Origin of the sequence: Pseudomonas sp. PDM20, assembly GCF_014852575.3 — a bacterium.
Lineage (GTDB): Bacteria > Pseudomonadota > Gammaproteobacteria > Pseudomonadales > Pseudomonadaceae > Pseudomonas.
Genome location: NZ_CM181224.1, coordinates 3,607,552 through 3,631,073, shown reverse-complemented (window position 1 = coordinate 3,631,073; position 23,522 = coordinate 3,607,552). Strand labels below are relative to the sequence as shown.

Sequence of the window (23,522 nt, the reverse complement as noted above, 5' to 3'; positions counted from 1 at the left end):
CCCCGCGACGAGCTTCCAAGGGGCAAGAAAAAAGGCCCCTCGCCGGACTGGCGAGGGGCCTTTTCGCGGACGAAGTCCGCCCCTACGTCAGTTGCATCATCCGCGCGAAGCCTTCCAGCGACGGATCACCAGCTTCTCCAGTTCCACCGCGAAGAACACCGCGATACCGATACCCAACGAGATCAGCCAGCCGCTGAAGGGCAGGGCGACGGTGTGGAAGGCGGTCTGCATGAAGGGCACGTAGATCACGAAGCACTGCAGCAGGATCAGCGCCAGGGTCACGGTGAGCAGCGCGCCGTTGCGCAGCAGCGCCGTGTTCAGCGAGAACTCCTCCTGCAGGCGGCAGTTGAACAGGTAGGCCCACTGCGCCGTGACCAGGGTGTGCAGGATCATGGTGCGGATGTGGTCGGTGTCCTGGCCGTTGCTGACCATCCAGGCTTCCAGCAGGAAGGCCGCCGCGGTCAGCAGGCCACCCACGTAGAGCACCCGCCAGACCGCGAAGCCGTTGAGGATCGACTCCTTCGCGTTGCGCGGCGGGCGGCGCATCATCCCCGGCTCGCCAGGCTCGAAGGCCAGGGCGAAGGACAGGGTGGTGGAGGTCGCCATGTTCATCCAGAGGATCTGCAGCGGCGCCAGCGGGATCACCGCACCGGCGAGGATCGCCATGACGATCAGCAGACCCTGCGCCATGTTGGTCGGCAGGATGAACAGTACGGTCTTCTTCAGGTTGTCGTAGACCCGGCGGCCTTCGCGCACGGCGCCGGCGATGGTGGAGAAGTTGTCATCGGTGAGCACCATGTCGGCGGCTTCCTTGGTCACCTCGGTGCCCTTGATGCCCATGGCGATGCCGACGTCGGCCTGCTTCAGCGCCGGGGCGTCGTTGACCCCGTCGCCGGTCATGCCGACCACTTCCTCGTTGGCCTGCAGCGCGCGCACCAGGCGCAGCTTGTGTTCGGGGCTGGTGCGGGCGAACACCGAGTACTGCATGGCGAGGGCTTTCAGTTGCGAGTCATCGGCCTGCTCCAGCTCCTGGCCGGTCATGGCACGCAGGTCGTTGCCCATGCCGAGCATGCCGGCGATGGCCACGGCGGTATCCGGGTGGTCGCCGGTGATCATCTTCACCTGGATGCCGGCGCGCTTGCACAGCGCGATGGCCTCAATGGCCTCCGGGCGCGGCGGGTCGAGCAGGCCGGCGACGCCGAGGAAGATCATGCCCGCCTGCACGTCCTCGTGGTCGATCACGCCGTCATCGGGCTGCACCGGCTTGTACGCGGCGGCTAGCATGCGCAGGCCTTGCCCGGCGATGAAGCTCATCTCGCGCTCCCAGTACTCGCGGTCCAGCGGCTCCACGCCGTTGGCGCCGAGCTGTTGTTGGCACATGCGCAGCAGCACGTCGGGTGCGCCCTTGAGGTAGACCAGGCTCTGCCCGGCGACGTCGCAGCGCCGCGCCATGTACTTGTAGGCGGAGTCGAAGGGAATCTTGCCGAACTTCTGGAACTCTATTTCCGGCAGGTTCGCCTTGCGCGCCAGGACCTTCAGCGCGCCCTCGGTGGGGCCGCCGACCACGCCCCAGCGTCCTTCCTCGTTGAGTTGCAGGCTGCTGTCGTTGCATATGTCCACCGCGCGGATGAAGTCGGCCAGCGCGGCGTGTTGCGACCAGTCCAGCTCATCGCTGGTGCTGCCGAAGGTGATGCGGCCCTTGGGCTCGTAGCTCTGGCCCTCCACCGCGTAGAGACCGTTGGCGAGCAGCACGCTCTTCACGGTCATCTCGTTCATGGTCAGGGTGCCGGTCTTGTCCGAGCAGATCACGCTCATGGCGCCCAGGGTTTCCACGGTGGGCAGCTTGCGGATGATCGCCTTGTTCTGCGCCATGCGCTGCACGCCCAGCGACAGGATGATCGAGACGATCGCCGGCAGGCCCTCGGGCACCGAGGCCACCGCCAGGCTGATCAGCGACAGCAGCAGCTCGCCGAAGGGGTAGTCGTGCCAGAAGAAACCGATGACGAACAGCACCACCATCATGCCGATGATCAGCTGGAAGATGCGCTTGCCCAGTTCGGCGATCTGTCGCAGCAGCGGGGTTTCGCCCTCGTCGACGTTGGCGATCAGCTTGTTGATGCGCCCAAGCTCGGTGGCCGGCCCGGTCTCGATCACCACGCCGCGCGCGTTGCCGGCGCTGACGTTGGTGCCGGAGAAACCGAGGTTGGTGCGGTCGGCCAGCAGCGCTTCCTTGTCCAGTGCGTCGGCGTGTTTGCCCACGGTGAGAGATTCACCCGTGAGCATGGATTCCTCGACCTGCAGGTGGTGCACGTCGAACAGGCGCACATCGGCGGGAATCTTGTCGCCGGGGCGCAGGATGACGATGTCGCCGGGCACCAGCTGGGCGGCGTCCATCTCGATCTTCTTGCCGTTGCGCACCACATGGGCGGTGCTGCTGAGCATGCCGCGCAGGGCGGCGAGGGATTTCTCCGCCTTGTTTTCCTGGAAGAAGCCGATGCCCGCGTTGATCACCGCCACCAGCAGGATGACGAGGGTGTCGGTCCAGTGGCCCATCAACGCGGTGGCCACGGCGGCGGCCAGGAGGATGTAGATCAGCACGTCGTTGAAGTGCCGGGCGAAGCGCAGCCAGAGCGGGTCGACTTCCTTGGCCGGCAAGGCATTGGGACCAACGCGCAGCAGCCGCGCCTCGGCTTCGTCGGGGGAAAGGCCTTGCGCGCTGGTCTGCAGATCGGCCAGGGTCTGGTCGACGCTCTTGCGGTACCAGTCGGTGCCTTTGGGTTCGGTGTCTTGCGGTTTGCCGTCGGTGGTTTGCGGTGCAGTCATGCTTCGACTCCCGGCTCCTGCCTGTTGGGAAAGTGGGACTGCCCCCAGACTAGACCGCGGGAATTGCACCGGAACTGTCATACCTCAAAGTTCTTCGATTCCTAGCTGAACGCTTCCTGAACGGCGTAGGAATTGCTCGGAAACCGGTAGGAGCGGGCCATGCCCGTGATCGCGGACAAGGTCCGCGCATCAAGCCGGCGCAGAATCCGCCGCCATATCCTCCGTCCCGCCCACCCGAATGGCCTGCCGCCAGCGGTTCGGCGTGCAGCCCACCAGCTTGCGGAAACTGCGGCAGAAGTGCGACTGGTCGGCGAAGCCGCATTCCTGGCCGACCTGGGAGATCGGCGCATCGCCGCTGGCCAGCAACTCGCGGGCGCGGTCGATGCGCAGGCGCAGCGCCCATTCCCGTGGCGCAAGCCCGGTGGCCTGCTTGAAGGCACGGGAAAAATGGCTGCGTGACATGCCGCATTGCTCGGCGACATCGGCGATGTACAGGCGGCTGAGCAGGCTGCCGGCGAGAATGTCCTTGGCCTTGCGCTCCTGCCAGGGGGCGAGGGCGAGGCGTTCACCCGTGTCCGCACCATCGTTACAGGGCTCGGGCACCCTGTAGTGTTCCAGCAGATGCTGGCAAAGGCGCTGGCTGGCTTGCTGTACGCCGTCGCCCTGGCTTTCCAGCTCCTCCATGAGCTGCCGGACCAGGCGGTGGGTCTGGGGGGCGAGCATGGTCGCTACCTGGTGGGCAGGTGCGGGCATGGCGTCTCTCTTCTCGTTCTAATGGCGGCCGAAATGCCGCTCCGGAATGTAAAAAATTCAAGGTAAATCAAGGTGATCCGATGCTCAATCGGATTAAGCCAAACGGTACGCGAATGAGCACACACGTCCAAGAAAAATGCCCTGTTTCATGATCGACTGGCGCGACCCTTGTCTTGTGCAAAGATGCCGACTCCCACAGCCCCGAGCGACCAGCCATGAACCGAAACGACCTGCGCCGCCTGGACATGAACCTGCTGGTGATCTTCGAATCCCTGATGCTGGAGCGGAACCTCACCCGCGTCGGCGAGAAGCTGTTCATCACCCAGTCCACCGTCAGCGCCGCCCTGGCGCGCTTGCGCGACCTGTTCGACGACCCGCTGCTGGTGCGCGCCGGCCGCGCCATGGAACCCACCAGCCGGGCGCTGCACATCTTCGAGGAGCTGCGCCCGGCGATGGACGTGATCTCCGCCGCGGTCAGCCGCGCCAAGACCTTCGAGCCGGAGAGCAGCTGCAATATCTTCCGCCTGGGGCTTTCCGACGACGCCGAGTTCGGCCTGTTCCCCGCGCTGCTGGCACGCCTTCAGCTGGAAGCGCCGAACATCACCGTGGTGGTGCGCCGCGCCAACTTCCTGCTGATGCCGGCGCTGCTGTCTTCCGGCGAAATCACCGCCGGCGTCAGCTACACCACCGACCTGCCGGCCAACGCCAAGCGCCGCAAGCTGCGCGATATCGGCGTGAAGGTGCTGCGCGGCGACGATCGTCCCGGCCCGCTGAGCCTCGACGAATACTGCTCGCGACCGCATGTGATGGTGTCCTTCTCCGGCGATCTGAACGGCGCCATCGACCTGGACCTGGAGCGCATCGACCGCCGCCGTCGCGTGGTGCTGGCCGTGCCGCAGTTCGGCAGCCTGCGCGCTCTGCTGCGCAACACCGAGATGATTGCCACCGTCCCCGACTACGCCGCCTGCGCGCTGGTGGAAGACAGCTGCCTGCGTGCCGAGGACCCGCCGCTGGAGATCAAGCCCGCGGAGCTCTCGCTGGTCTGGAGCGCCGCCCACGACAACGACCCGGCCGAGCGCTGGCTGCGCGAGCGGATGGTCGAGTACATGAGCGCGCCGGTGCCCTGAGGCCCGAGTTTCGGCCTTTGTAGGATGGGTGGAGCCTGAGCGATACCCATGCTGCTGGTGCATGGGATTGATGGGTATCGCTGCGCTCCACGCCATCCTACGGTGTGTTTCTCCTGATGACTTACCAGGCACCCTTGTAGCTCGTAGGGCGAATAACCTGGAACAGGTTATCCGTCGGTTCAGTTGCGGCGGATAACGCTGGCGCGTTGTGCGCCCTGCGAACTGAGCAGAGCACCCTTGCAGGTGCGGGCCAGGCCCGCGATCGCGGACAAAGTCCACGTCCAGCGGAGTGCGTCGGTGCCGGGCATATCCCGCTCCTGCAATGGCTGCTCGCTACGGCGCGACGGCGCTGAACGCCCGCGCGAGGGCGTCGATCACCGCCCGTACCCGCGCGGTATGGCGCACGTCCTTGTGGGTTACCAGCCACACGTCGTAGGGCTGGGGCGGGCGCTCCGGCCACAGGCGGACCAGTCCGTCCGCCTCGCCCATCGGCAGCGGCAATTCCCCTACGCCAAGGCCGGCGGCCAGGGCGCGGCGGACCATGAAGCCGGAAGTGCAGGTCATGGCGATGCGTCCGTGGATGATTGGCTCGCAGGCGAGAAATACTTCCTTGCCCGCGTCGATATACGGCTGATAGATCACCAGGTCGTGCCCGGCGAAGGCGCTCCCCGGTTCGGGAGCCCCGAGTTGCTCGACATACTGCGCGGAGGCGAACAGTCCGCTGCCCCAGCGTGCCAGGCGTCGTACGATCAGGTCAGGGTTTTCCGGCTGGTGGGTACGCACGGCGATGTCGGCTTCGCGCTTGCTCAGGTTGAGCATCTGCGTGGAGGTCTGCAGTTGCACTTCGATGCCCGGTTCCTCGCGGTGCAGGGCGGCGACCGCGGGGATGATGAAGTCGGCGGCGAAGGAGTCGGTGGTGGTGACCCGCACCACGCCGCTCATGCGGTCGTCCATGCCGAGGATCCGCCGTTGCAGCTCGGCAGCGGACGACTCCATGGCCTGCGCTGCCGCCAGGGCGATCTCGCCGGCGGCGGTCAGGCTGTAGCCGGCCGAGGTGCGCAGGAACAGCGTCGCCTCCAGCGAACGTTCCAGCGACGCCAGGCGCCGGCCCACGGTCGCCTGGTCCACCGCGAGCACGCGGGCGGCGCCGCGGAGGGTCTGTTCGCGGCACAGGGCGAGGAACACCCGCGCGTCGTCCCAGTTCATCATGGCGAAATCCTCTTGATGCAAAGATGCGGTGCTGAGATGAAAACTCGCTGCATTATTTCATCTTCGCGCGACTTTATGATCCCCCCATCACCACTCAACGGCGCCGCCCTGACGGCGCGATAGGGGTTGTCATGAATACCGATGCTTCCCGCCTCGTCAGCCGAGGCTCCCTCTGGTTGCCGATCTGGGCGGGCCTCTGCGCCAGCCTGGTCGGCATCGGCCTGGCGCGTTTCGCCTACACGCCGCTGATCCCGGCGCTGATCGAGGCGCACTGGTTCTCGGCTTCCGCCGTGGTTTATCTGGGCGCCGCCAATCTTGCCGGCTACCTCGTAGGGGCGCTGGCCGGGCGCCCGCTGGCGGCGCGCTGGTCGAGCACGGCGGTGCTGCGCGGCATGATGCTGCTGGTCACGCTGTCGTTCTTCGCCTGCGCCTGGCCGCTGAACCAGGCGTGGTTCTTCTTCTGGCGGCTGGTCTCGGGGATTTCCGGCGGGGTGATCATGGTGCTGGCCGCCAGCACCATCCTCCCGCACGTGGCCGCCAATCGGCGTGGTCTGGCGAGCGGGGCGATCTTCCTCGGCATCGGCCTGGGCATCGCCGCCTCTGGCACCCTGGTGCCGCTGTTGCTGGCGCTGGGGCTGGTGCAGACCTGGCTCGGCCTCGGTTTGTTGGCCCTGGTGCTCAGCCTGAGCAGCTGGTTCGGCTGGCCACAGGAGCAGGCTCATCCCCAGGCGCACAGCGTTGAGGGCGTGCGCGCCTCGGCGGGCATCTACGTGTTGTTCGCCCAGTACGCGCTGATGGCCGCGGCACTGGTGGCGCCGATGATGTTCCTGGTGGACTACGTGGCCCGGGGCCTGGGCGCCGGTACCCACGGCGGCGCGCTGATCTGGACGCTGTATGGTGTCGGCGCCATCGTCGGGCCGGTGGTCTACGGCTTCCTCGCCGACCATCTCGGTGCGCGGGCGGCTATCCGCCTGGTGCTGGTGGCGCAATGCATTGCCCTCGGCCTGCTGCTGGAAACCGGCGACCTGCACCTGCTGGGCGTGGCGAGCGTGGTGATCGGTTCGTTCCCGCCGGGCATCGTGCCGCTCGCGCTGGCGCGGGTGCATCAGCTGGTGCCCGGTCACGCTGCGCAGAACGCTACCTGGAGCCGTGCGACGGTGTCCTTCGCCAGCTTCCAGGCCATCGCCGGCTACGCCTACTCGGCGCTGTTCAGTGCAAGCCACGGGCACTACGCGCTGCTCTTCGCGGTGGCAGCGGGAGCCATAGTGCTGGCCCTGCTGATGGAGACGGCGCTGCTGTTCAAGGCCTCGCCCCAGTCCGGCGTGCCGGCCCGCGGCTGACTCAGAACATGCCCTTGAGCGGGTACTCGACGATCACGTAGATGCGGTCGATATCCGCGCCACCCTGGGCGTCGTTGGCACGGTGCGAGACCTGCGCGAAGCTCAGCGCCAGGTCCTTGGCTGGGCCGGATTGCACCACGTAGCGCAGGTCGAGATCGCGCTCCCAGTGGCGCCCGCCGTCGCCATAGGCAGGCTGGCAGGCCCCGCCGTCCATGGGGTTGTAGGCGCCGCCGCACGGGGCGTGAGTGCCGTCGATGCCGCTGCCGCGCACGTAGCGCGTGGAAAAGGTCAGGCCGGCGAGGCCGGCGCTGGCGCCGTCCCACTGGTAGCGCGCCTGCCAGGAGTGCTCGCCGGGGCCGTTGAAGTCGGCGTACTTGATCGAGTTGGCGAGGTAGATGGAGTCGCCGCCGACGAAGTCGAAGGGCGTGTCGCCATCGATCTTCTGGTAGGCAAGACTCAGCGCATGGCTGCCCAGGGCGACCTTGCCCAGCAGGCTCCAGGCCAGGGTGTCGATCTCGCCGGCGCGGGCGCTGCCGGTATCGCCGGTCTTGTACAGGTTGGCGTCCACCGACCAGCGACCGAAGTGGCCGTTGAGGTTGGCGTAGGCCTGTCGCCAGACGTCGTCCAGCTGGCTGGCGTAGAGCGCGCCGCCCCAGTTGGCGTCGGGCGCGCTCCAGGTGGCGCCGGCCAGGCTCAGGCCGCCGAAGCGGGTGCTGGCGCCGTAGCCTTCGAACTCGCCGTGGCTGGAGCTGGAGTCCTGGTTCTTGAACGCAGTGAAGCGCCCGGCCTGCAGTCGCAGGTTGGACAGGCTACGGTCGTCGAGGAACCAGCCGGTGGCGTATTCGGGTTGCAGGCGCTTGTCACCGGTGTCGAACACTGGGGTCTCCACTTCCATCTCGCCCCAGGCGAGGGAAGTCTTTTCATGCACCAGGCGCAGCGCGGCGCCGGCGTCGGAATACTCGCTCTCGCTGCGGCCGTCGCTGTCCAGTGGCAACAGGCCGGTGCCGGCGTGGCCGCGCCCGCCGTCGAGCTTCAGGCCGAGGAAGGCGTGGGCATCGACACCCAGGCCGACGGTGCCGGGTGTGACGTCGCTGCTGAACTTGCCGATGAAACCCTGCGCCCATTCACGGCGCAGGCTCTGGCCGTTGGGGCCGGGGCCGGGGCTGCGGTAGTCGTTGTCGAGGAAATAGTTGCGTGACAACAGCGACCAGTCGGCGGCGTGGGCCTGGACGCAGGCAAGCGTCAGTGCGCAGGGGAGCAGGAGGTTTTTCACGGTCGGGGCTCCGTCCGAAGTTCACCCAGGCGGGGCAGGGCGAGGCGATAGCTGCCAGGGCCGGCCATCGCCAGGCCGGCGAAGAGGATCAGCATCCACCAGGCGAACTGGCCTTCTTCCAGCGACCATTGAGGGTGCACGAACAGCAGTGCCACCAGGAGCACGGCGATTACCGGCAGGCAAGCGAGGCGGGCGAACACGCCGAGGATCAGCAGGATCGGGCAGAGCACTTCGGCGAACACCGCCAGTGCCAGGGTCGGCGTGGCGCCGAGGCCGAAGGGGTCTTCGATGTGCTGCAGCTCGTTCTGCCAGTGCAGCAGCTTGGGCAGCCCATGCACCTGGAGCAGCAGGAGCGCGGCGGCTACGCGCATGAACAGCAGCGCCAGGGCGCCGGAACGGTCTTGGGTCGGCATGGTGGGTATCCCGGAAATGAAAAAGGGGCGGCAATGCCGCCCCTTTCTGCTGCTCAGGCTCAGTGGCCTTCGCTGGCGTTGAACATGGTCTTGGCGTAGATCAGGCCGAGGCCGTAGGCGCCGCCGTGCTCGATGGAGGTCTTCACGGTCGCATCGTAGGTTTCGCCGCGGGCCCAGTCGCGTTGCAGTTCCAGCAGGTACTGCAGGGAGGTCATGGGGCGCGCGCCCAGCTGGATCATTCGTTGCAGGGCCATCTCGTGGGCTTCGGTGGACACGTCGCCACAGGCGTCGGCGATCACGTAGACCTCGAAGCCCTGGTCGATGGCCGACAGGGCCGGGCCGACGATGCACACGGAGGTCCAGAGGCCGGCCAGGACGATCTTCTGCTTGCCGAACTTGTTCACTTCCACGGCGATGCGCGGGTCTTCCCAGGTGTTCATGCTGGTGCGGTCGATGACGTTGTGTTCGGGGAAGACCGACTTGATCTCGTCGAAGATAGGGCCGGAGAAACTCTTCTCGGCAACGGTGGTGAGGATGGTGGAAACACCGAATTCCCTGGCTGCCTTGGACACCAGCGCTGCGTTGTTGCGCAGGGTTACCGCGTCGATGGACTTGGTCGCGAAGGACATCTGCGACTGGTGGTCGATCATGATCAGGGTGTGGTCGGTGGGGTTGAGCAGGGTCTTGCCGGGAACGGCTTTGGCGATGGCGGTCATGGTCGGATTTCCTGGTTGATTGCGTGGAGTGGGAAGAGGGCGTCTGGAGTGTCTTTTCGGCCTGCAGGACTTGGCTGCAAACCGTGGACACATCTTTGCCGAACGCTGCGAGGCGCGGAACAGACAGCCCTGCAGGGTGGCTTTGCAGTTCTGCAAGGGCGTCCGGGGCGCTTCGATGGGCAGACTATGGTTTCGCCGCCACGGCATTTATTGGACCTGTGTGCTCGGCCCGCCTGGCGGAGAATGATGCAAACGTGCGATTCGCCGGCGCGGCGAATGGGTACAGTGGTTTTTTCCTATACCGGGGCACGCGAGACCGCCAAGCCCCGTTTGCGTGCGAGTAGAAGAATGAAAACAGTGGCCATGGTGCTGTACGACGATGTGCTGGCGCTGGATGTAACGGGGCCGATGGAGGTGTTCTCCATGGCCAACCGCTACCTGCCGCCGGAGCGGCATTACCGATTGCTCACGGTGGCGGCGAAGCCCGAAGGCGTGCGCGCCTCCAGCGGCCTGAAGATGAGCGCCGACCTGCCGCTGGAAGCGCTGCTCGCCGGCGTGGACCTGCTGCTGGTGCCCGGCGGGCCCGGTGCCTACAACGGTAGCAACGAGGCGCTCAACGCCTGGTTGCCGGCGGCGGCGCGCGCGGCGAAACGCTACGGCGCGGTGTGCACCGGCGCCTTCCTGCTCGGTGCGGCCGGGCTGGTCGACGGCTACCGCTGCACCACTCACTGGAACTACCTGGACCGCCTGGCGCAGCTGTATCCCCGTGCCGAGGTGCAGGCCGAGCGCATCTACGTCATCGACCGCAACCTGATCACCTCCGGCGGCGTCACCGCCGGCATCGACATGGCGTTGGCGGTGGTCGCCGAGGACCACGGCAAGGACGTTGCCCTGGAAGTCGCCAAGGTGCTGCTGGTGGTGCTCAAGCGCCAGGGCGGGCAGACGCCGTTCGGCCCGCTGCTGGTCTCGGTGGTGCGCGACGGCTCGGTGATCGCCCGTGCCCAGGCCCACGTGGTGGACCACATCGACGAGCCGCTGACAGTGAATCGCCTGGCCGAGCTGGTGGCCATGAGCCCGCGCAACTTCGCCCGCGCCTTCCAGCGCGAGACCAGCATGACGCCCATGCAGTACGTGCAGAGCGCGCGAATCGACCATGCGCGCAAGCTGCTGGAAAGCAGCGACCTGCCGCTCAAGCAGGTGGCCAGCCGCAGCGGCTTTGGCAGCCCCCGGCACATGCGCACGGTTTTCGGCGAGCGGATCGGCATGACGCCGAGCCAGTACCGCGAGCAATTCGGCTTTGCCTGATGGCAGCAAGCCGCATTTTTGGCCGGTTGACCGTCCGGCGCACCCAAGTTGGCCGAATCCTTCCCCCTGCGGGAATTGCGCTGTCAAACGAGGGCGGGAAAATACCCTGACCAATCATCAGGGGCGCGTCACCTCGGTACTGGCCAGATCGCCTGGAGGACCCGTTGTAGAGCGATCCGTCAGATCCGCAGACGTGAGCAGGACATGAGCGCAAGCACGGAAAACCGCACCGAGACCATCCTGCAGTTCGGTCGCTTCCAGTTCCATCCCTACAAGCGCCAGTTGCTGCAGGGGGATCGCCCGGTGCGCATCGGCAGCCGGGCGCTGGATATTCTCCAGGTGCTGATCCGCCAACCCGGCGAAATCATCGGCAAGGACAGGATCATTGCCCAGGTCTGGGGCGATACCGTGGTCGAGGAGATCAACCTGCGCGTGCACATCGCCGCCCTGCGACGTGCACTCGGCGAGGGCCGCACGGGTGAGCGCTACATCGCCAACGTGCCGTTGCGCGGCTATGGCTTCGTCGGCGTGGTGGAGAGCGTGGTCGCTCCGGCGCAGGCTGTGGCACTGCCGTGTGAAGTGCGCGCGAGCAACCTGCCGGTCCTGCTGATGGGCCTGGTCGGCCGCCAGGCGTTGCTCGAGCGGGTGGTGAAGCAGATGCCCGCCACGCGCCTGATGACCCTGGTCGGCCCCGGTGGCATGGGCAAGACCTCCCTGGCGATCCACGCTGCCGAGCAGCTCGGCAGGCATTTCAGCCAGGTGCGCTTTCTTGACCTCTCCGCCGACCCGGATGGCGTCTCCCTCAGCCAGAGCCTCGCCGTTCTCCTGCGCGAGCCGGCCTATGAACCGACCCTGCTGTTGCTGGACAACTGCGAGCACCTCGCCGACCGCTGCGCCGAGGCGGTGGAGCACCTGCTGCGCCTGCACCCGGCACTGAGCATCCTCGCCACCAGCCGCGAGCCGCTGCGCGCGGAAGGAGAACGTGTGGTGCGCCTGCCGCCGCTGGAGGTGCCTGCGCAGGACGATGCGCCACTGGCACTGGCCATGTGCAGTTCGGCGGTGCAGCTGTTCGTGATGCGCGCGCGGGAGGTCTGCGACCGCTTCGAACTCAAGTCCGGCCAGGTGCGCGCGATCATCGACGTCTGTCGGCGCCTGGACGGTATTCCCCTGGCCATCGAGATGGCCGCGCGGCAGGTGGGCATCCTTGGCCTCGCCGGGCTGCCGGCACTGCTGGACACGCCCATGCAACTGCTGATGCCCGGCCGCCGCACCGCGCCAGCCCGACAGCAGAGCCTGCGGGCGACCTACGACTGGAGCTACGCGCTGCTGGACGCCGTCGAGCAGCGCTGCCTGGGCTTGCTCGCGCAACTGGCGGACGGCTTCACCCTGGACACCGCCGTCGCCTCGCTGGACGACAAACGCTGGTGCCGCGAGTGCGTGTTCGCCGCCGTGCGACAACTGGCAGACAAGTCCTTGTTGTGGGTGGAGCAGGGCGAGAGCGAAGTGCGCTACCGAGTGCCGCATACGGCGCGTGCCTATATGCGCCAGGTGACCTTGCCGGAGCTTGCCATCACCACCGTGTAAACGTTCCCCTTCCCACAGGTGAGTCCGGGCGGCTACTGAATCGCCGCCACCGGCTGCCCGGCTACCTGCCGGCTTGCCGCTTCCTGCGGGGCGGGGTTGGCCCAGTCGGCGGCCTTGAAGTCGCGGCGGATCAGGCCGTAGCTCTTCGCGGCCGTGATGGACGCATCGAGGCGGCCGAGGAAATCGGCGTCCAGCTTCGGCGACAGTACTTCCACCAGCGGCCGGTCCTGGTACTCGCTCTTGAAGATCACCGCCGGGTAGCTGGCCTGCTTCGACACCAGTTCGATATAGGCATCGCGGTTGGCCTCCGCACTGGCCCATTGCACGGCCTGCAGCTGCACCTTGAGCAGGCGCTCGGTGATGTCCGGGTGGGCGTCGACGAATTCGCCGTTGCCCACCAGCAGCGCCTGCAGGGTGCCGGCGCCGCCGAGGTCGCGGGTGTTCAGCGGGATTTCTGCCAGGCCCTTGTCGCGCAGGGCGAACAGGCCGGCCAGACCCCAGGTGGCGTCGATCTGCTTGGCCGCCAGCGCCGCGAGGGCTGCGCTGAAGTCGAGGTTGATCACCTTCAGGTCCTTCTCGGTGAGGCCGGCGCTGGCCAGGGCGTTGTCGAACGAGAGTTGGCTGGCAGTGCCGCGGAAGATGCCCACGCGCTTGCCCTTGAGGTCGGCCAGGGTCTTGATCCCCGATCCCGGCTGCACGCCCAGGTAATGGTTCACGCCGCGCGCGGTGGCGGCCAGCACGCGGCTGTCCAGGCCGCTGGATTTGCCGATGATCGCCGCCAGGTCGCCCAGGTAGGCGAAGTCCACCTGGCCATTGGCGAAGGCTTCATTGACCACCGGGCCGGCCCCCTTGAAGAAGCTCCATTTCACCTGGATACCGTCCTTGGCGAATTCCTGCTCCAGCAGCTGGCGGGTGTAGAGGATGTCCACCACGCCGCCGCCGGAGTGGTTCTGCCCGGCGCTGACGTCGGGCACAGCGATGCGGATTTCCTTCACCGGGTCGGCGGCCTGGGTGACCAGCGGATAGGCGCCGAGCAGGCCGGCCAATACCGGCGCAGCGAAGAGGGACAGCAATTGAGTAGTGAGGGCCTTCATGGCGCCTGCCTCCTGCAGATGGGGGAGCGCGTGTGGCTCCGGCGCCCGCACTAAAGGCATGGGGCTGCTCATCAACAAAATAATAAAAAGTGATTTTTTAGTAATTATTCGAGCTAAGCGAGCAGCCGCAGGCCTCTGCGGGCAGATGCCCTGCGGGCATAAAAAATATTCGGCGAATGCATTGGATGAGCGTGCGGGCCTTCCCTTAAATGGCCTGTGTTAGCTCATAAATGCATTGATATAACTATTTATATTCCAATGAAGAATATTACGAAGCCGTATCGCCTTGCTCTTCCCAGCCCCCGCCTGAGGCCTTCCATCTTCGGCTGGCGCGGGCTCGCACCCATCCTGCCGTGGCTGGTGCCACTGGCCATCGGCGTGCTCTGGTGGTTCGCCAGCCACCGTCACTGGATGTCCGCGCAGATCCTGCCCACGCCCGAGCTGGTGCTGCAGGCCGGCCGCGAGCTGCTTGCCGGCGAGCTCTGGCAGCAACTGGGCATCAGCCTGAAACGTCTGCTCTGGGGCCTGCTGGCCGGCATCCTCAGCGGGCTGGCACTGGGCGCCTGGCTCGGCTTCAGCCGCCGCGCCGAGCGTCTGGTGCTGCCCACCTTCAGTGCCCTGGCGCAAGTTCCGACCCTCGCCTGGATTCCGTTGTTCATGCTGTTCTTCGGCATTGGTGAACTGCTCAAGCTGGTGGTGCTGATCAAGGCCATCATCGTGCCGGTGACGCTGCACACCCTGGTGGGCGTGCGCGATGCCCAGCCGCGCCTGCGCGAGGCCGCTGCCGTGCTGCGCCTGCCGCGCCGGCTGTTGCTGTGGCGGTTGATCCTGCCGGCGGCGCTGCCGGCGTTCCTTACCGGCGTACGCCTGGCATTGGCGCAGGGCTGGACCTCGCTGCTGGCCGTGGAGCTGCTGGCCTCCAGCGAAGGAGTCGGCTACCTGATGGTGCAGGCGCGCCAGCTGTTCATGCTCGATATCGTGTTTGTCTGCATCCTGGTCATCGGCCTGGTGGGGGCGGCGATGGACCGCGGCATCCAGGCGCTGGACCGGCGCCTGGTGCACTGGCCACAGCAGGCTGCAGGGGAGCTGCGCCGCGCAGCGTTCCAAAGCAGCGGAACGGGGCAGGGCTGGGAACGCCTGCAACCCTGGCTGCTGCCGCTGGCGCTGCTGGCGATCTGGCAGGCGGCGAGCGCGTCGGAGTGGGTCGATCCCGCCATTCTCGCCAGCCCCGCGTCGGTAGCTGTCGCGCTGTGGGATGGATTGCTGGATGGCAGCCTGACCGTCGCGTTGCTGGCCAGCCTGCAACGCACGCTCGCCGGCCTGCTGTTGGGCGGCTCGCTGGGCTTCCTGCTCGGCCTGGGACTGGGCCTGTGGCGCCCGGCGGAGCGGCTGCTCGGTCCGTCCTTCGCCGCGCTGCGGCAGGTGGCGATCTTCGCCTGGGTGCCGCTGCTCACCGCCTGGTTTGGTTTGGGCGAGCTGGCCAAGGTGGTGTTCGTCGGCCTGGCTGCATTCTTTCCGCTGCTGCTGGCGACCCAGCGCGGCATCGCCAGCCTGCCGGCGCAACTGAGCGAGGCGGCCATCGCCCTGCGCCTCTCGCCCTGGCAACGGTTGCGCCGCTTGGTGCTGCCGGGCGCCGCGCCCTCAGTGTTCGCCGGGGTGCGCCTGGCGCTGATCTACGCCTGGCTCGGCACCATCGGCGCCGAGTACTTCATGCCATCGGACGGCGGTATCGGCAGCCTGATGATCGGCGCGCAACAACTCTTCCGCATGGACCTGGTCGGTGCCGGCATGTTGCTGGTTGGCCTCACCGGAGCCCTGCTGGCCGCCCTCGGCCAGCGCATCGAAGCGCGGGTGACGCGCTGGAGACACGCATGAACGCATTCGCATCGCAGGCACTGGTGAGCTTTCGCCAGGTCGCCAAGAGTTTCCCCGTGGACGGCCGCGAGCTACAGGCCATCGAACGCTTCGACCTGGAGATCGCCGACGGTGAGTTCATCGCCATCGTCGGCGCCAGCGGTTGCGGCAAGTCCACGCTGCTGCGGCTGCTGGTGGGGCTGGACCGCGAATTCCAGGGCGAGATCCGCATCGACGGCGCGCTCATCGACGGCATTGGCGGCGAGCGCGGCATCGTGTTCCAGGAGCACCGGCTGTTCCCCTGGCTGAGCGTGGAGCAGAACGTCGCCCTCGGCCTGGTCAACGAACCGCTGAGCGAGACCGGCAAGGCCGCCAGGGTCGCCGATTATCTGCAACTGGTCGGCCTGACGGCCTTCGCCCGCGCCTACCCGCATCAGCTTTCCGGCGGCATGGCGCAGCGCGTGGCAATTGCCCGCGGCCTGGTGGCCAGCCCGCGCATCCTGCTGCTGGACGAGCCCTTCGGCGCGCTCGATGCGCTGACCCGCCAGCAGTTGCAGGAGGAGCTGCTGCGCATCCGCCAGCGCGAACGCATTACCACCGTGCTGGTGACCCATGACGTCGAAGAGGCGCTGTTCCTCGCCGACCGCGTGGTGGTCATGGCGCCGCGTCCGGGGCGCATCAAGCGCATCATCGAGGTGCCGCTGGCGCATCCGCGCGAGCGCGGTGGCTACGACTTCCTCCGCCAGCGCGAGGCGCTGCTGCACGAGTTGACGGGCGAGGGCGACTACGTCGCGCCGCAGCTCAAGCGGGTGGAAGACCTGCCGTTCGAGTTCATTGCCTGCTGATCCAGAGAAACCGCCCTTGCAGGCTCACCCAACCTAACGAGTCCGACCATGAGCAAACGCCCCAACTTCCTCGTCATCGTCGCCGACGACCTCGGCTTCTCCGACCTCGGCGCCTTCGGTGGCGAGATCGCCACGCCGCACCTCGACGCCCTGGCCCTCGACGGTCTGCGCCTGACCGACTTCCACACCGCGCCGACCTGCTCGCCGACGCGCTCGATGCTGCTTACCGGCACCGACCACCACATCGCCGGCATCGGCACCATGGCCGAGGCGCTGACCCCGGAGCTGGAAGGCAAGCCCGGCTACGAGGGCTACCTGAACGACCGCGTGGTGGCGCTGCCGGAGCTGCTGCGCGAGGCCGGCTACCAGACGTTGATGGCCGGCAAATGGCACCTGGGCCTGAAACTGGAGCAGGCGCCCCACGCGCGCGGCTTCGAGCGCTCGTTCTCGCTGCTGCCGGGTGCCGCCAACCACTATGGTTTCGAGCCCCCCTACGATGAAACCACGCCGCGCATCCTCAAGGGCACGCCAGCGCTGTACGTGGAGGATGACCAGTTCATCGAGGAGCTGCCGGCGGACTTCTATTCCTCCGACGCCTTCGGCGACAAGCTGATCGACTACCTCAAGGAGCGCGACCAGAGCCGGCCGTTCTTCGCCTACCTGCCGTTCTCCGCGCCGCACTGGCCGTTGCAGGCGCCCAGGGAGGTGGTCGACAAGTATCAGGGCCGCTACGACGCCGGCCCCGAGGCGCTACGCCTGGAACGGCTGGAGCGGCTCAAGCAGCTGGGCCTGATCGAAGCCGACGTGAACGCGCATCCGGTTTTGGCAATCAGCAAGGAATGGGGGCGCCTCAGCGACGAGGAAAAGGCGAAATCGGCGCGGGCCATGGAGGTCTACGCGGCGATGGTCGAGCGCCTGGACTGGAACGTCGGGCGTGTCGTCGAATACCTCCGTCAGCAGGGCGAGCTGGACAACACCTTCGTCCTGTTCATGTCCGACAACGGCGCCGAGGGCGCGCTGCTGGAAGCCTTCCCGCGCTTCGGCCCTGATCTGCTGAGCTTCCTCGACCAGCACTACGACAACAGCCTGGAGAACATCGGCCGCGCCAACTCCTACATCTGGTACGGCCCGCGCTGGGCCCAGGCGGCCACCGCGCCGTCGCGGCTGTACAAGGCCTTCACTACGCAGGGCGGCATCCGCGTGCCGGCGCTGGTGCGTTACCCGGCGTTGCAGCGCCAGGGTGAGATCAGCCACGGCTTTTCCACGGTGATGGACATCACCCCGACCATTCTCGACCTGGCCGGCGTGCGCCATCCGGGCAAGCAGTGGCATGGCCGCGAAGTGGCCGAGGTGCGTGGCAAGTCGTGGCTGGGCTGGCTGTCTGGCGAGACCGAGCAGGCCCACGACGAGAAGACCGTCACCGGCTGGGAGCTGTTTGGCATGCGCGCCATCCGCCAGGGTGACTGGAAAGCGGTGTACCTGCCCGCGCCGGTCGGCCCGGCCACCTGGCAGCTCTACGATCTGGCCAGCGATCCCGGCGAGACAAGGGACCTGGCCAAGAGCGAACCGGCGAAGCTGGAAGCGCTGATCGAGCACTACAAGCAGTACGTCAACGAGACCGGCGTGATCGACGCGCCGCCACCGTTCCTGGCGCGCTGATTGCCAGCGCCGGAGCCTGTCTGCTCCCTCGCTCATGCGTGCCCGTGCGGGAAGGAAGGACAGTCCCGCGCGGGGGAGAGAACCGGTGGCCGCCCGACTGCTCGGACTGACGGCGGCCACCGGAATGCACTTCCCATCGGTTTGGCTGCGCTGGCCTTCTGTCTTATCGGCTTACGTCGGCCCGTCCTTGAGGCCGTCCTGGTGGGCCGCGGACAGATGGGGCTCCTGCCGGCTGTCCTCGGGCTCGATGTCCACCAGTTCTTCCAGCGACTCCTCGCGGGTCACTCGAGGGTCGGGGTCAGGGGTATCCACGGGGGTTTTCATGCTCACCTCGCTTGCGGGGCCTGCTTGCCGGCCAGGGCGCGCAGACGTGCACCGGCCACGACCACCTTGCGCGGCCGGTGGGTCGGATTCACCGGAACGAAGGTCTGCAGTTCGATGCGCTTGAGAAACCAGTCGACGTTGTCCTCCTCCAGCGGACCTTCCACGGTCATCAGGTCTCGCCGGATACGCTCCACGAGGTTGTTCAGCAACACGGCGCTGGTCTGCTCCTCGTGCTGGATGACACGGGAGATCAGGCGCTTGCCCGCGGCATTGCGCAGGTTGATCAGCAGCGTGCCGTCGGGCCTGGTGGTGAACTGTGGACGGTAGTCGCTGAACAGGTGGCTCAGGTGCTCGATGGCAGTGTCGCGGCAACTGGACATGTCGATCCCTCCCGGTGGTTGGCAAAAGCCGGAGCGCTGGCTTGAGCCTGAAACCTCGCATCAGCCGTGCCAGGCCGGGAAAGACTGTTTCATCCGCTTAACAGGTTGTTATTGCTGGAAATCGTGCGCACATGCTGGCCTTTGGTCACTTGCAGGATGCAAGGTTGCACCGGCAAGAGGCTGGATAATGCACGGCCATCAGCTTTGCCGCCGTTATCGTAGCCATGGTTGCCCCCTGGCAGGCCTTCCGTCCGAAACCCGCACGGGCCCGAAGGTAGCCTTGATATCAGCGGCGCCTGCCAGCGCGGGCGATCCGCTTGCCGATGCCGGCGAGTCCCGGCGCCTGGGCCAATCGCCAGCATTTCCCTCCGGCAGCCGAGCGGGCAGGGTTGAACCAGGGAGAGGAGGTGGCCATGACGCAGTTCCGACGCCTGGACGTGGAAGCGGTGCTCCACGAAGCCTACCCGCTGTTCAATTTCTCCTGCTACCGGGAGGAGGGTGGTCGCTATTCGATCCGACTCAGCAGTCAGCTGGCGGACATGCCCTGTACCACCGTGGTCGGCATCCACGGCGACGAACTGAGCAGCGCAGGGCGGGTGCGCAGTCTTGGCCTGGAGCTGATCGACAGCTTCATCGACTAGCGCGCGGTGAGCGGCAACGCTGCGGCCGCTCACCGCCCGGGCGTCAGTGCTGATGACGGCTCAGGGCACAGGCAGCCGCCAGCAGGCCCGCGGCTGTGGCCAGTACCGCAACGGTCTGCCAGGGGTGTTCACCGGCATACTCGCCGCCCGCGCGAATGGCCCGGCGGCTGCGCTGAATCAGGTGTTCGCTGGTTTCGCGGCTGTCGTCCACCAGGTCCCGCAGCCTCGTCTTGAACGCCGGCAGTTGTTCTGCCGTCAGGTCGCGGCTGCTGGCCAGCAGGGATTCCAGGTCGTTCACCAGGGATTGCAACTCCTGCACGCCACTGTTGCGGGTAGAGGGGAACCATCGATAGCTGCCCATTGACTGTCTCCTTGATTGCTTCAGGTTGGAATTCGCGGGTCGGTTGTGCCCTCGGGCTTCTATCCGCCACGGGCGTCGGCACGCGCTGCCGCGCGCATTGGCGGATTTGCCGGACCCATTCGAGAGAGCCCCGAGACCGCCGGTCGTTCACTGATTCGGATGAGTGGAACCTGACGGTTTGCCTCGGGCGTGCTTGAGTGCAAGGGTCGCTCGCCGGCTCTTTTTTGCCATTGTTGGAGGCTGCGCAGGTGCGACGATTGGTGGCAGTGCGCGGGGGAGCGCAGGGGTGATCGCTTGTGCGAGGATGCCGCCCGCCACGCCATGAGCACTTAAAAAGACCGGGAGACGACTCCGATGCAGATCCGTGACTTTCGCGATGACGACATGGACCGGGTGCTGGATATCTGGCTGCGCGCTTCGCAGCAGGCCCACAATTTCATCGATACCGATTTCTGGCAGCAGCGCCTGCAGGACATGCGCGACGTCTACCTGCCTGCTGCCGCGTCGCGCGTCGTCGAGAGCGACGGCTGCGTGATTGGCTTCTACAGCCTGCACGACGGCGCACTGGCCGCCCTGTTCGTTGCCCCCGAGTGCCAGGGCCAAGGGCTGGGCTCGCACCTGCTGAGCGACGCCAAGATTCACCTGCCGATGCTGGAACTGGCGGTCTATTCGGCCAATGCCGGCGCCGTGGCGTTCTACCAGCGGCACGGTTTCGAGGTGCTGGAGGAGCGCAAGGACGAACACACCGGGCATCCCGAGACGCGCATGGGCTGGACCGCGCGTCCGGCGGTCTGCGGATGCTGAAGAAAGCCGCTGCCGTTCTGCTGCTCGCCATTGCCGGCCCCGCCGCTGCCATGGATGGCAAGGGCAACTCCTCGGATCACTTCACCGTCGGCACCAGCCTCGGCACGGCCGCCGTCAGCGAGTCCAGCAGCCAGGCGCCACGCGCCTATCAGCAGGCTCGCGACGATGCACTGGCGTACGTCGCTTCGGCCGGGCAGATTCATGGCGCCCAACTCGAACAAGCCCTGCGCCTGTACCGCAGCGAGCACCCGCAATCACCCTTGAGTGACCAGCAGGTAGCCCAGGCCATTGCCAGCCAGGGCTGAAGGATTCTCCGCTCCCAGACAGGCAATTCGGCTTGCATTCGTGAGCTGGAATCAATTGATTTTGCCGAAACGGCGTCTTAATCCCCGTCGGAAAAGCCCGCAGACTGCTTTCCATTCGAACGATCGAGTGGTTCGCGGCGCTGCACCAAGGCCCCCACGGACTTCCCGATCGCGCCTCTTGTCGCTGAAGGAGTTCCGCCATGACCACCAACGCATCCCCGCTGTTCCAGTCCTATTCCCTGGGTGGGCTCGAGCTGCCCAACCGCATCGTCATGCCGCCGATGACCCGCTCCCGCGCCAGCCAGCCGGGTGATGTGCCCAACGAGCTGATGGCCGAGTACTACGCCCAGCGCGCCGGCGCCGGCCTGATCGTCAGCGAGGGCACCTGGATTTCTCCGCTGGGCAAGGGCTACGCCTGGACGCCGGGCATCCACACCCCGGCCCAGGTCGCCGGCTGGCGCAAGGTCACCCAGGCGGTGCATGCCGCCGGCGGGCGCATCTTCGCCCAGCTCTGGCACGTCGGCCGGCTCAGCCACATCAGCCTGCTCGACGGCCAGTCGCCGGTGTCTTCCTCGGCGATGCAGGCTGAGGGCGTCAATGTGTTCGTCGCCGAGAGCGACGGCACTCCCGGTTTCGTCCAGGCCTCGAAGCCCCGCGCGCTGAAGGTGGAGGAAATCCAGGTCATCGTTGACGAGTACCGCCAGGCCGCGCGCAACGCCATGGCCGCCGGTTTCGACGGTGTCGAGTTGCACGCCGCCAACGGCTACCTGGTCAACCAGTTCATCGACTCCAACGCCAACGACCGCACCGACCAGTACGGCGGCTCGCTGGAGAACCGCCTGCGCTTCCTCGCTGAAGTGGCCCAGGCGCTGGTGGAAGGCACCGGCGACAAGAGCCGCGTCGGTATCCGCCTGGCCCCGCTGACCACCCTGAACGGCTGTTCCGATGCCGACCCGGAAACCACCTACCTGGCCGCCGCGCGCCTGCTGGGCGAGATCGGCGTGGGCTACATCCACATCGCCGAAGCCGACTGGGACGATGCCCCGCACATGCCGCTGGAGTTCAAGCGCCGCCTGCGCGAAGTGTTCCCCGGCGCGCTGATCTATGCCGGCAAATACACCGCCGAGCGCGCGACCGCCGCGCTGAATGAAGGCTGGGCGGACCTGATCGCCTTTGGCCGGCCCTTCGTTGCCAACCCGGACCTGCCCGAACGCCTGCGCCTGGGCGCACCGCTCAACACGCATCAGCGCGAAACCCTGTTCGGCGGCGGCGCCCACGGCCTCACCGATTACCCGCGCCTGACTGCCTGACCTGCATCATCGTCTCCGGCTCTTGCACTGGCGCGCAGGGCGCGATGGATGCTGAGGGCGTGCGCGCGGTGTGGTTCGGAGCCTTCACTCCGGAGGCCATCACTGACACGACGCAGGCGCCCTGTTCACCGGCATCCATGTCGATGGCCCGGCGGCGCCAGAGTAGAAACTCGAAGACTGATCGCGTCCAGCAAAAAGCCCCTTGCCCGTAATCCGGGCAAGGGGCTTCCTCGTTCTTGCGCGACGGATTACCAGAAGCCTCCCGCGTGCCGGCTGGAGGCGTAGTCCAGGTGCAGGGCGAAGGAGCTCTGGAAGAACTCCAGCAACCGGGTGTCCAGCACCAGCTCGTTGAGCGAGGCCAGCGAGCCGATCACCTGCTGTACGTCGGCTTCGGTCTCGCCGCAGCGGTTCTCGTGGCACAGGCGCTGGGTCTGCGGGTCGGCGCTGATACGGCAGACGCACTCGGCGTCGTAGCAGGAGTGGCGGACCTTCAGGCTCAACTCCGGCAGGTCGCGGCGGCCATCGAGCAACTCAACGCTGCATTCCAGACCGTGTTCGCGGGCGAATTCGCTGGCGCGGGCGAAGGCCGGCAGGGCCACCTCCACCAGGGCACTCTGGTAGGCATTGGCGAAACTCTCGGGGTCATCGCTCATCCATGGTCTCCTGTGCTGATTGCACGATGCCCGGCCTGCGGGCGGCCGGGGTTGAGTGATGGACCACGGAACACGCGGCTTTCACGATGTATCGGGTGGATTTCCGCCGAGCGGTCGCTGTCGCTCCGTCAGGCGGATTCAGCCTCCGCCCGAAGCGCCTCGATGACGGTCTTCCGTGCTCCGATCACTTCGAGGAAACGGCGGGTCGCAGGGAAGGGGGAGAGATCGACTTTCAGGTGATCCGACCAACCCAGTACGGTGAACAGGTAGGCGTCGGCGACAGTGAACCGGTCGCCAAACGCATGCCCGCTTTCCGACAGCACCTGCTCCATGTAGCCCAGACGCTTCGCCAGCTTGCCCCGCAGCAAGGCCTTCACTTCGTCCGGAATCTCGCTGCTGAACAGCGGGCTCATGCCGGCATGCAACTCGCTGCCGATGAAGTTCAGCTGGGCCTGCAACTGTGTGCGCGCCAGGCTGCCGTTGACCGGCGCAAGGCCAGCCTCGGGCTGCAGGTCAGCGAGGTACTGTAGAATCGCCGCGCCCTCGGTCAGCACCGTGCCGTCTTCCAGCTCCAGCGCCGCGACATAGCCTTTCGGGTTGATCCGGTAGAAGTCGGCGCCGTCGGCGGTGCGCTTGGTCTGGTTGTTCACGCGCACCAGCGAGAATGGCAGGCCCAGCTCGCGCAGTACGATGTGCGGGGCGAGGGAGCAGGCGTTGGGGGCGAAGTAGAGCTTCATCGGGCGGACTCT

General features: G+C 66.7%; 23 protein-coding genes. 11 read left to right on the top strand and 12 right to left on the bottom strand.

The features are described 5' to 3' along the window. Positions 1-96: 96 nt before the first annotated feature. Both IB261_RS16625 and IB261_RS16620 read right to left on the bottom strand, forming a co-directional pair. Positions 97-2,823 carry a cation-transporting P-type ATPase gene (locus IB261_RS16625; protein WP_081519710.1) on the bottom strand — a complete coding sequence of 909 codons (2,727 nt, stop codon included), beginning with the start codon at positions 2,821-2,823 and terminating at the stop codon, positions 97-99. A 189-nt stretch (positions 2,824-3,012) separates the two neighbouring features. Continuing rightward, a complete protein-coding gene (locus tag IB261_RS16620; protein WP_192382607.1) occupies positions 3,013-3,576 on the bottom strand; it encodes an AraC family transcriptional regulator in 564 nt (187 codons plus the stop codon). 215 nt (positions 3,577-3,791) lie between these two features. Here IB261_RS16620 and IB261_RS16615 point away from each other — a divergent pair, with 215 nt between their 5' ends. Then, the gene (locus tag IB261_RS16615; protein ID WP_151187304.1) at positions 3,792-4,703 is read left to right on the top strand and encodes a LysR substrate-binding domain-containing protein; all 912 of its coding nucleotides are present in this window, start codon (positions 3,792-3,794) and stop codon (positions 4,701-4,703) included. Between the two features lie 333 nt (positions 4,704-5,036). On the opposite strand, the gene IB261_RS16610 is transcribed toward IB261_RS16615, so the two are convergent. Further along, the gene (locus IB261_RS16610) at positions 5,037-5,909 is read right to left on the bottom strand and encodes a LysR family transcriptional regulator (RefSeq protein WP_192382803.1); all 873 of its coding nucleotides are present in this window, start codon (positions 5,907-5,909) and stop codon (positions 5,037-5,039) included. Positions 5,910-6,043: 134 nt separating this feature from the next. On the opposite strand from IB261_RS16610, the gene IB261_RS16605 reads away from it, so the two are divergent. After that, positions 6,044-7,252 (top strand): YbfB/YjiJ family MFS transporter, encoded by a 1,209-nt coding sequence (locus IB261_RS16605; RefSeq protein ID WP_192382606.1) that lies wholly within the window; start codon positions 6,044-6,046, stop codon positions 7,250-7,252. 1 nt (position 7,253) lies between these two features. On the opposite strand, the gene IB261_RS16600 is transcribed toward IB261_RS16605, so the two are convergent. Genes IB261_RS16600 through IB261_RS16590 form a run of 3 tightly spaced genes read right to left on the bottom strand, consistent with a single transcriptional unit; the run spans position 7,254 to position 9,654 of the window. After that, on the bottom strand, positions 7,254-8,525 hold the full coding sequence (locus tag IB261_RS16600; protein WP_192382605.1) for an OprD family porin: 1,272 nt from the start codon (positions 8,523-8,525) through the stop codon (positions 7,254-7,256). Then, a complete protein-coding gene (locus tag IB261_RS16595) occupies positions 8,522-8,938 on the bottom strand; it encodes a DoxX family protein (protein WP_081520540.1) in 417 nt (138 codons plus the stop codon). Before IB261_RS16595 ends, IB261_RS16600 begins: the two co-directional genes overlap by 4 nt. Before the next feature lie 59 nt (positions 8,939-8,997). Then, positions 8,998-9,654, bottom strand: coding sequence for a hydrolase (locus IB261_RS16590; protein ID WP_151187302.1), 657 nt, complete (start codon positions 9,652-9,654; stop codon positions 8,998-9,000). A 348-nt stretch (positions 9,655-10,002) separates the two neighbouring features. Between IB261_RS16590 and IB261_RS16585 the strand changes: the two genes are divergently transcribed. Beyond that, on the top strand, positions 10,003-10,959 hold the full coding sequence (locus IB261_RS16585) for a GlxA family transcriptional regulator (RefSeq protein WP_192382604.1): 957 nt from the start codon (positions 10,003-10,005) through the stop codon (positions 10,957-10,959). A 204-nt stretch (positions 10,960-11,163) separates the two neighbouring features. Then, a complete protein-coding gene (locus IB261_RS16580; protein WP_192382603.1) occupies positions 11,164-12,543 on the top strand; it encodes an ATP-binding protein in 1,380 nt (459 codons plus the stop codon). 32 nt (positions 12,544-12,575) lie between these two features. Here IB261_RS16580 and IB261_RS16575 read toward each other — a convergent pair whose 3' ends face one another. After that, on the bottom strand, positions 12,576-13,637 hold the full coding sequence (locus IB261_RS16575) for an ABC transporter substrate-binding protein (protein WP_081520536.1): 1,062 nt from the start codon (positions 13,635-13,637) through the stop codon (positions 12,576-12,578). Between the two features lie 258 nt (positions 13,638-13,895). Between IB261_RS16575 and IB261_RS16570 the strand changes: the two genes are divergently transcribed. The 3 genes from IB261_RS16570 to IB261_RS16560 are packed head-to-tail and all read left to right on the top strand — an operon-like array spanning position 13,896 to position 17,995. Next, positions 13,896-15,512 carry an ABC transporter permease gene (locus tag IB261_RS16570; RefSeq protein WP_225606066.1) on the top strand — a complete coding sequence of 539 codons (1,617 nt, stop codon included), beginning with the start codon at positions 13,896-13,898 and terminating at the stop codon, positions 15,510-15,512. Next, the gene (locus tag IB261_RS16565) at positions 15,509-16,336 is read left to right on the top strand and encodes an ABC transporter ATP-binding protein (RefSeq protein ID WP_192382602.1); all 828 of its coding nucleotides are present in this window, start codon (positions 15,509-15,511) and stop codon (positions 16,334-16,336) included. The genes IB261_RS16570 and IB261_RS16565 overlap by 4 nt, the downstream gene beginning before the upstream one ends. 48 nt (positions 16,337-16,384) lie before the next feature. Next, positions 16,385-17,995 (top strand): arylsulfatase, encoded by a 1,611-nt coding sequence (locus IB261_RS16560; protein WP_192210944.1) that lies wholly within the window; start codon positions 16,385-16,387, stop codon positions 17,993-17,995. Positions 17,996-18,166: 171 nt separating this feature from the next. On the opposite strand, the gene IB261_RS16555 is transcribed toward IB261_RS16560, so the two are convergent. Both IB261_RS16555 and IB261_RS16550 read right to left on the bottom strand, forming a co-directional pair. Next, the gene (locus IB261_RS16555; RefSeq protein WP_167523197.1) at positions 18,167-18,319 is read right to left on the bottom strand and encodes a hypothetical protein; all 153 of its coding nucleotides are present in this window, start codon (positions 18,317-18,319) and stop codon (positions 18,167-18,169) included. Positions 18,320-18,321: 2 nt separating this feature from the next. Continuing rightward, positions 18,322-18,699 (bottom strand): DUF3509 domain-containing protein, encoded by a 378-nt coding sequence (locus IB261_RS16550; RefSeq protein WP_151187296.1) that lies wholly within the window; start codon positions 18,697-18,699, stop codon positions 18,322-18,324. Positions 18,700-19,112: 413 nt separating this feature from the next. Here IB261_RS16550 and IB261_RS16545 point away from each other — a divergent pair, with 413 nt between their 5' ends. Then, positions 19,113-19,340, top strand: coding sequence for a hypothetical protein (locus tag IB261_RS16545; RefSeq protein ID WP_081520531.1), 228 nt, complete (start codon positions 19,113-19,115; stop codon positions 19,338-19,340). 43 nt (positions 19,341-19,383) lie between these two features. On the opposite strand, the gene IB261_RS16540 is transcribed toward IB261_RS16545, so the two are convergent. After that, the gene (locus IB261_RS16540; protein ID WP_192210945.1) at positions 19,384-19,701 is read right to left on the bottom strand and encodes an ElaB/YgaM/YqjD family protein; all 318 of its coding nucleotides are present in this window, start codon (positions 19,699-19,701) and stop codon (positions 19,384-19,386) included. A gap of 354 nt (positions 19,702-20,055) precedes the next feature. Here IB261_RS16540 and IB261_RS16535 point away from each other — a divergent pair, with 354 nt between their 5' ends. The 3 genes from IB261_RS16535 (at position 20,056) to IB261_RS16525 (ending at position 22,120) form a co-directional block, all read left to right on the top strand. After that, positions 20,056-20,505, top strand: a complete 450-nt coding sequence (locus tag IB261_RS16535) for a GNAT family N-acetyltransferase (RefSeq protein ID WP_192382601.1) — start codon at positions 20,056-20,058, stop codon at positions 20,503-20,505. Then, complete coding sequence (locus IB261_RS16530) at positions 20,499-20,810, top strand: DUF2388 domain-containing protein (protein ID WP_225606065.1); 312 nt, start codon at positions 20,499-20,501, stop codon at positions 20,808-20,810. The genes IB261_RS16535 and IB261_RS16530 overlap by 7 nt, the downstream gene beginning before the upstream one ends. 200 nt (positions 20,811-21,010) lie before the next feature. Then, positions 21,011-22,120 (top strand): alkene reductase, encoded by a 1,110-nt coding sequence (locus IB261_RS16525; RefSeq protein ID WP_192382600.1) that lies wholly within the window; start codon positions 21,011-21,013, stop codon positions 22,118-22,120. A gap of 248 nt (positions 22,121-22,368) precedes the next feature. On the opposite strand, the gene IB261_RS16520 is transcribed toward IB261_RS16525, so the two are convergent. After that, positions 22,369-22,773 (bottom strand): hypothetical protein, encoded by a 405-nt coding sequence (locus tag IB261_RS16520; RefSeq protein WP_081520527.1) that lies wholly within the window; start codon positions 22,771-22,773, stop codon positions 22,369-22,371. Positions 22,774-22,901: 128 nt separating this feature from the next. Next, a complete protein-coding gene (gene gstA / locus IB261_RS16515; protein WP_192223635.1) occupies positions 22,902-23,510 on the bottom strand; it encodes a glutathione transferase GstA in 609 nt (202 codons plus the stop codon). Between the last annotated feature and the right edge of the window lie 12 nt (positions 23,511-23,522).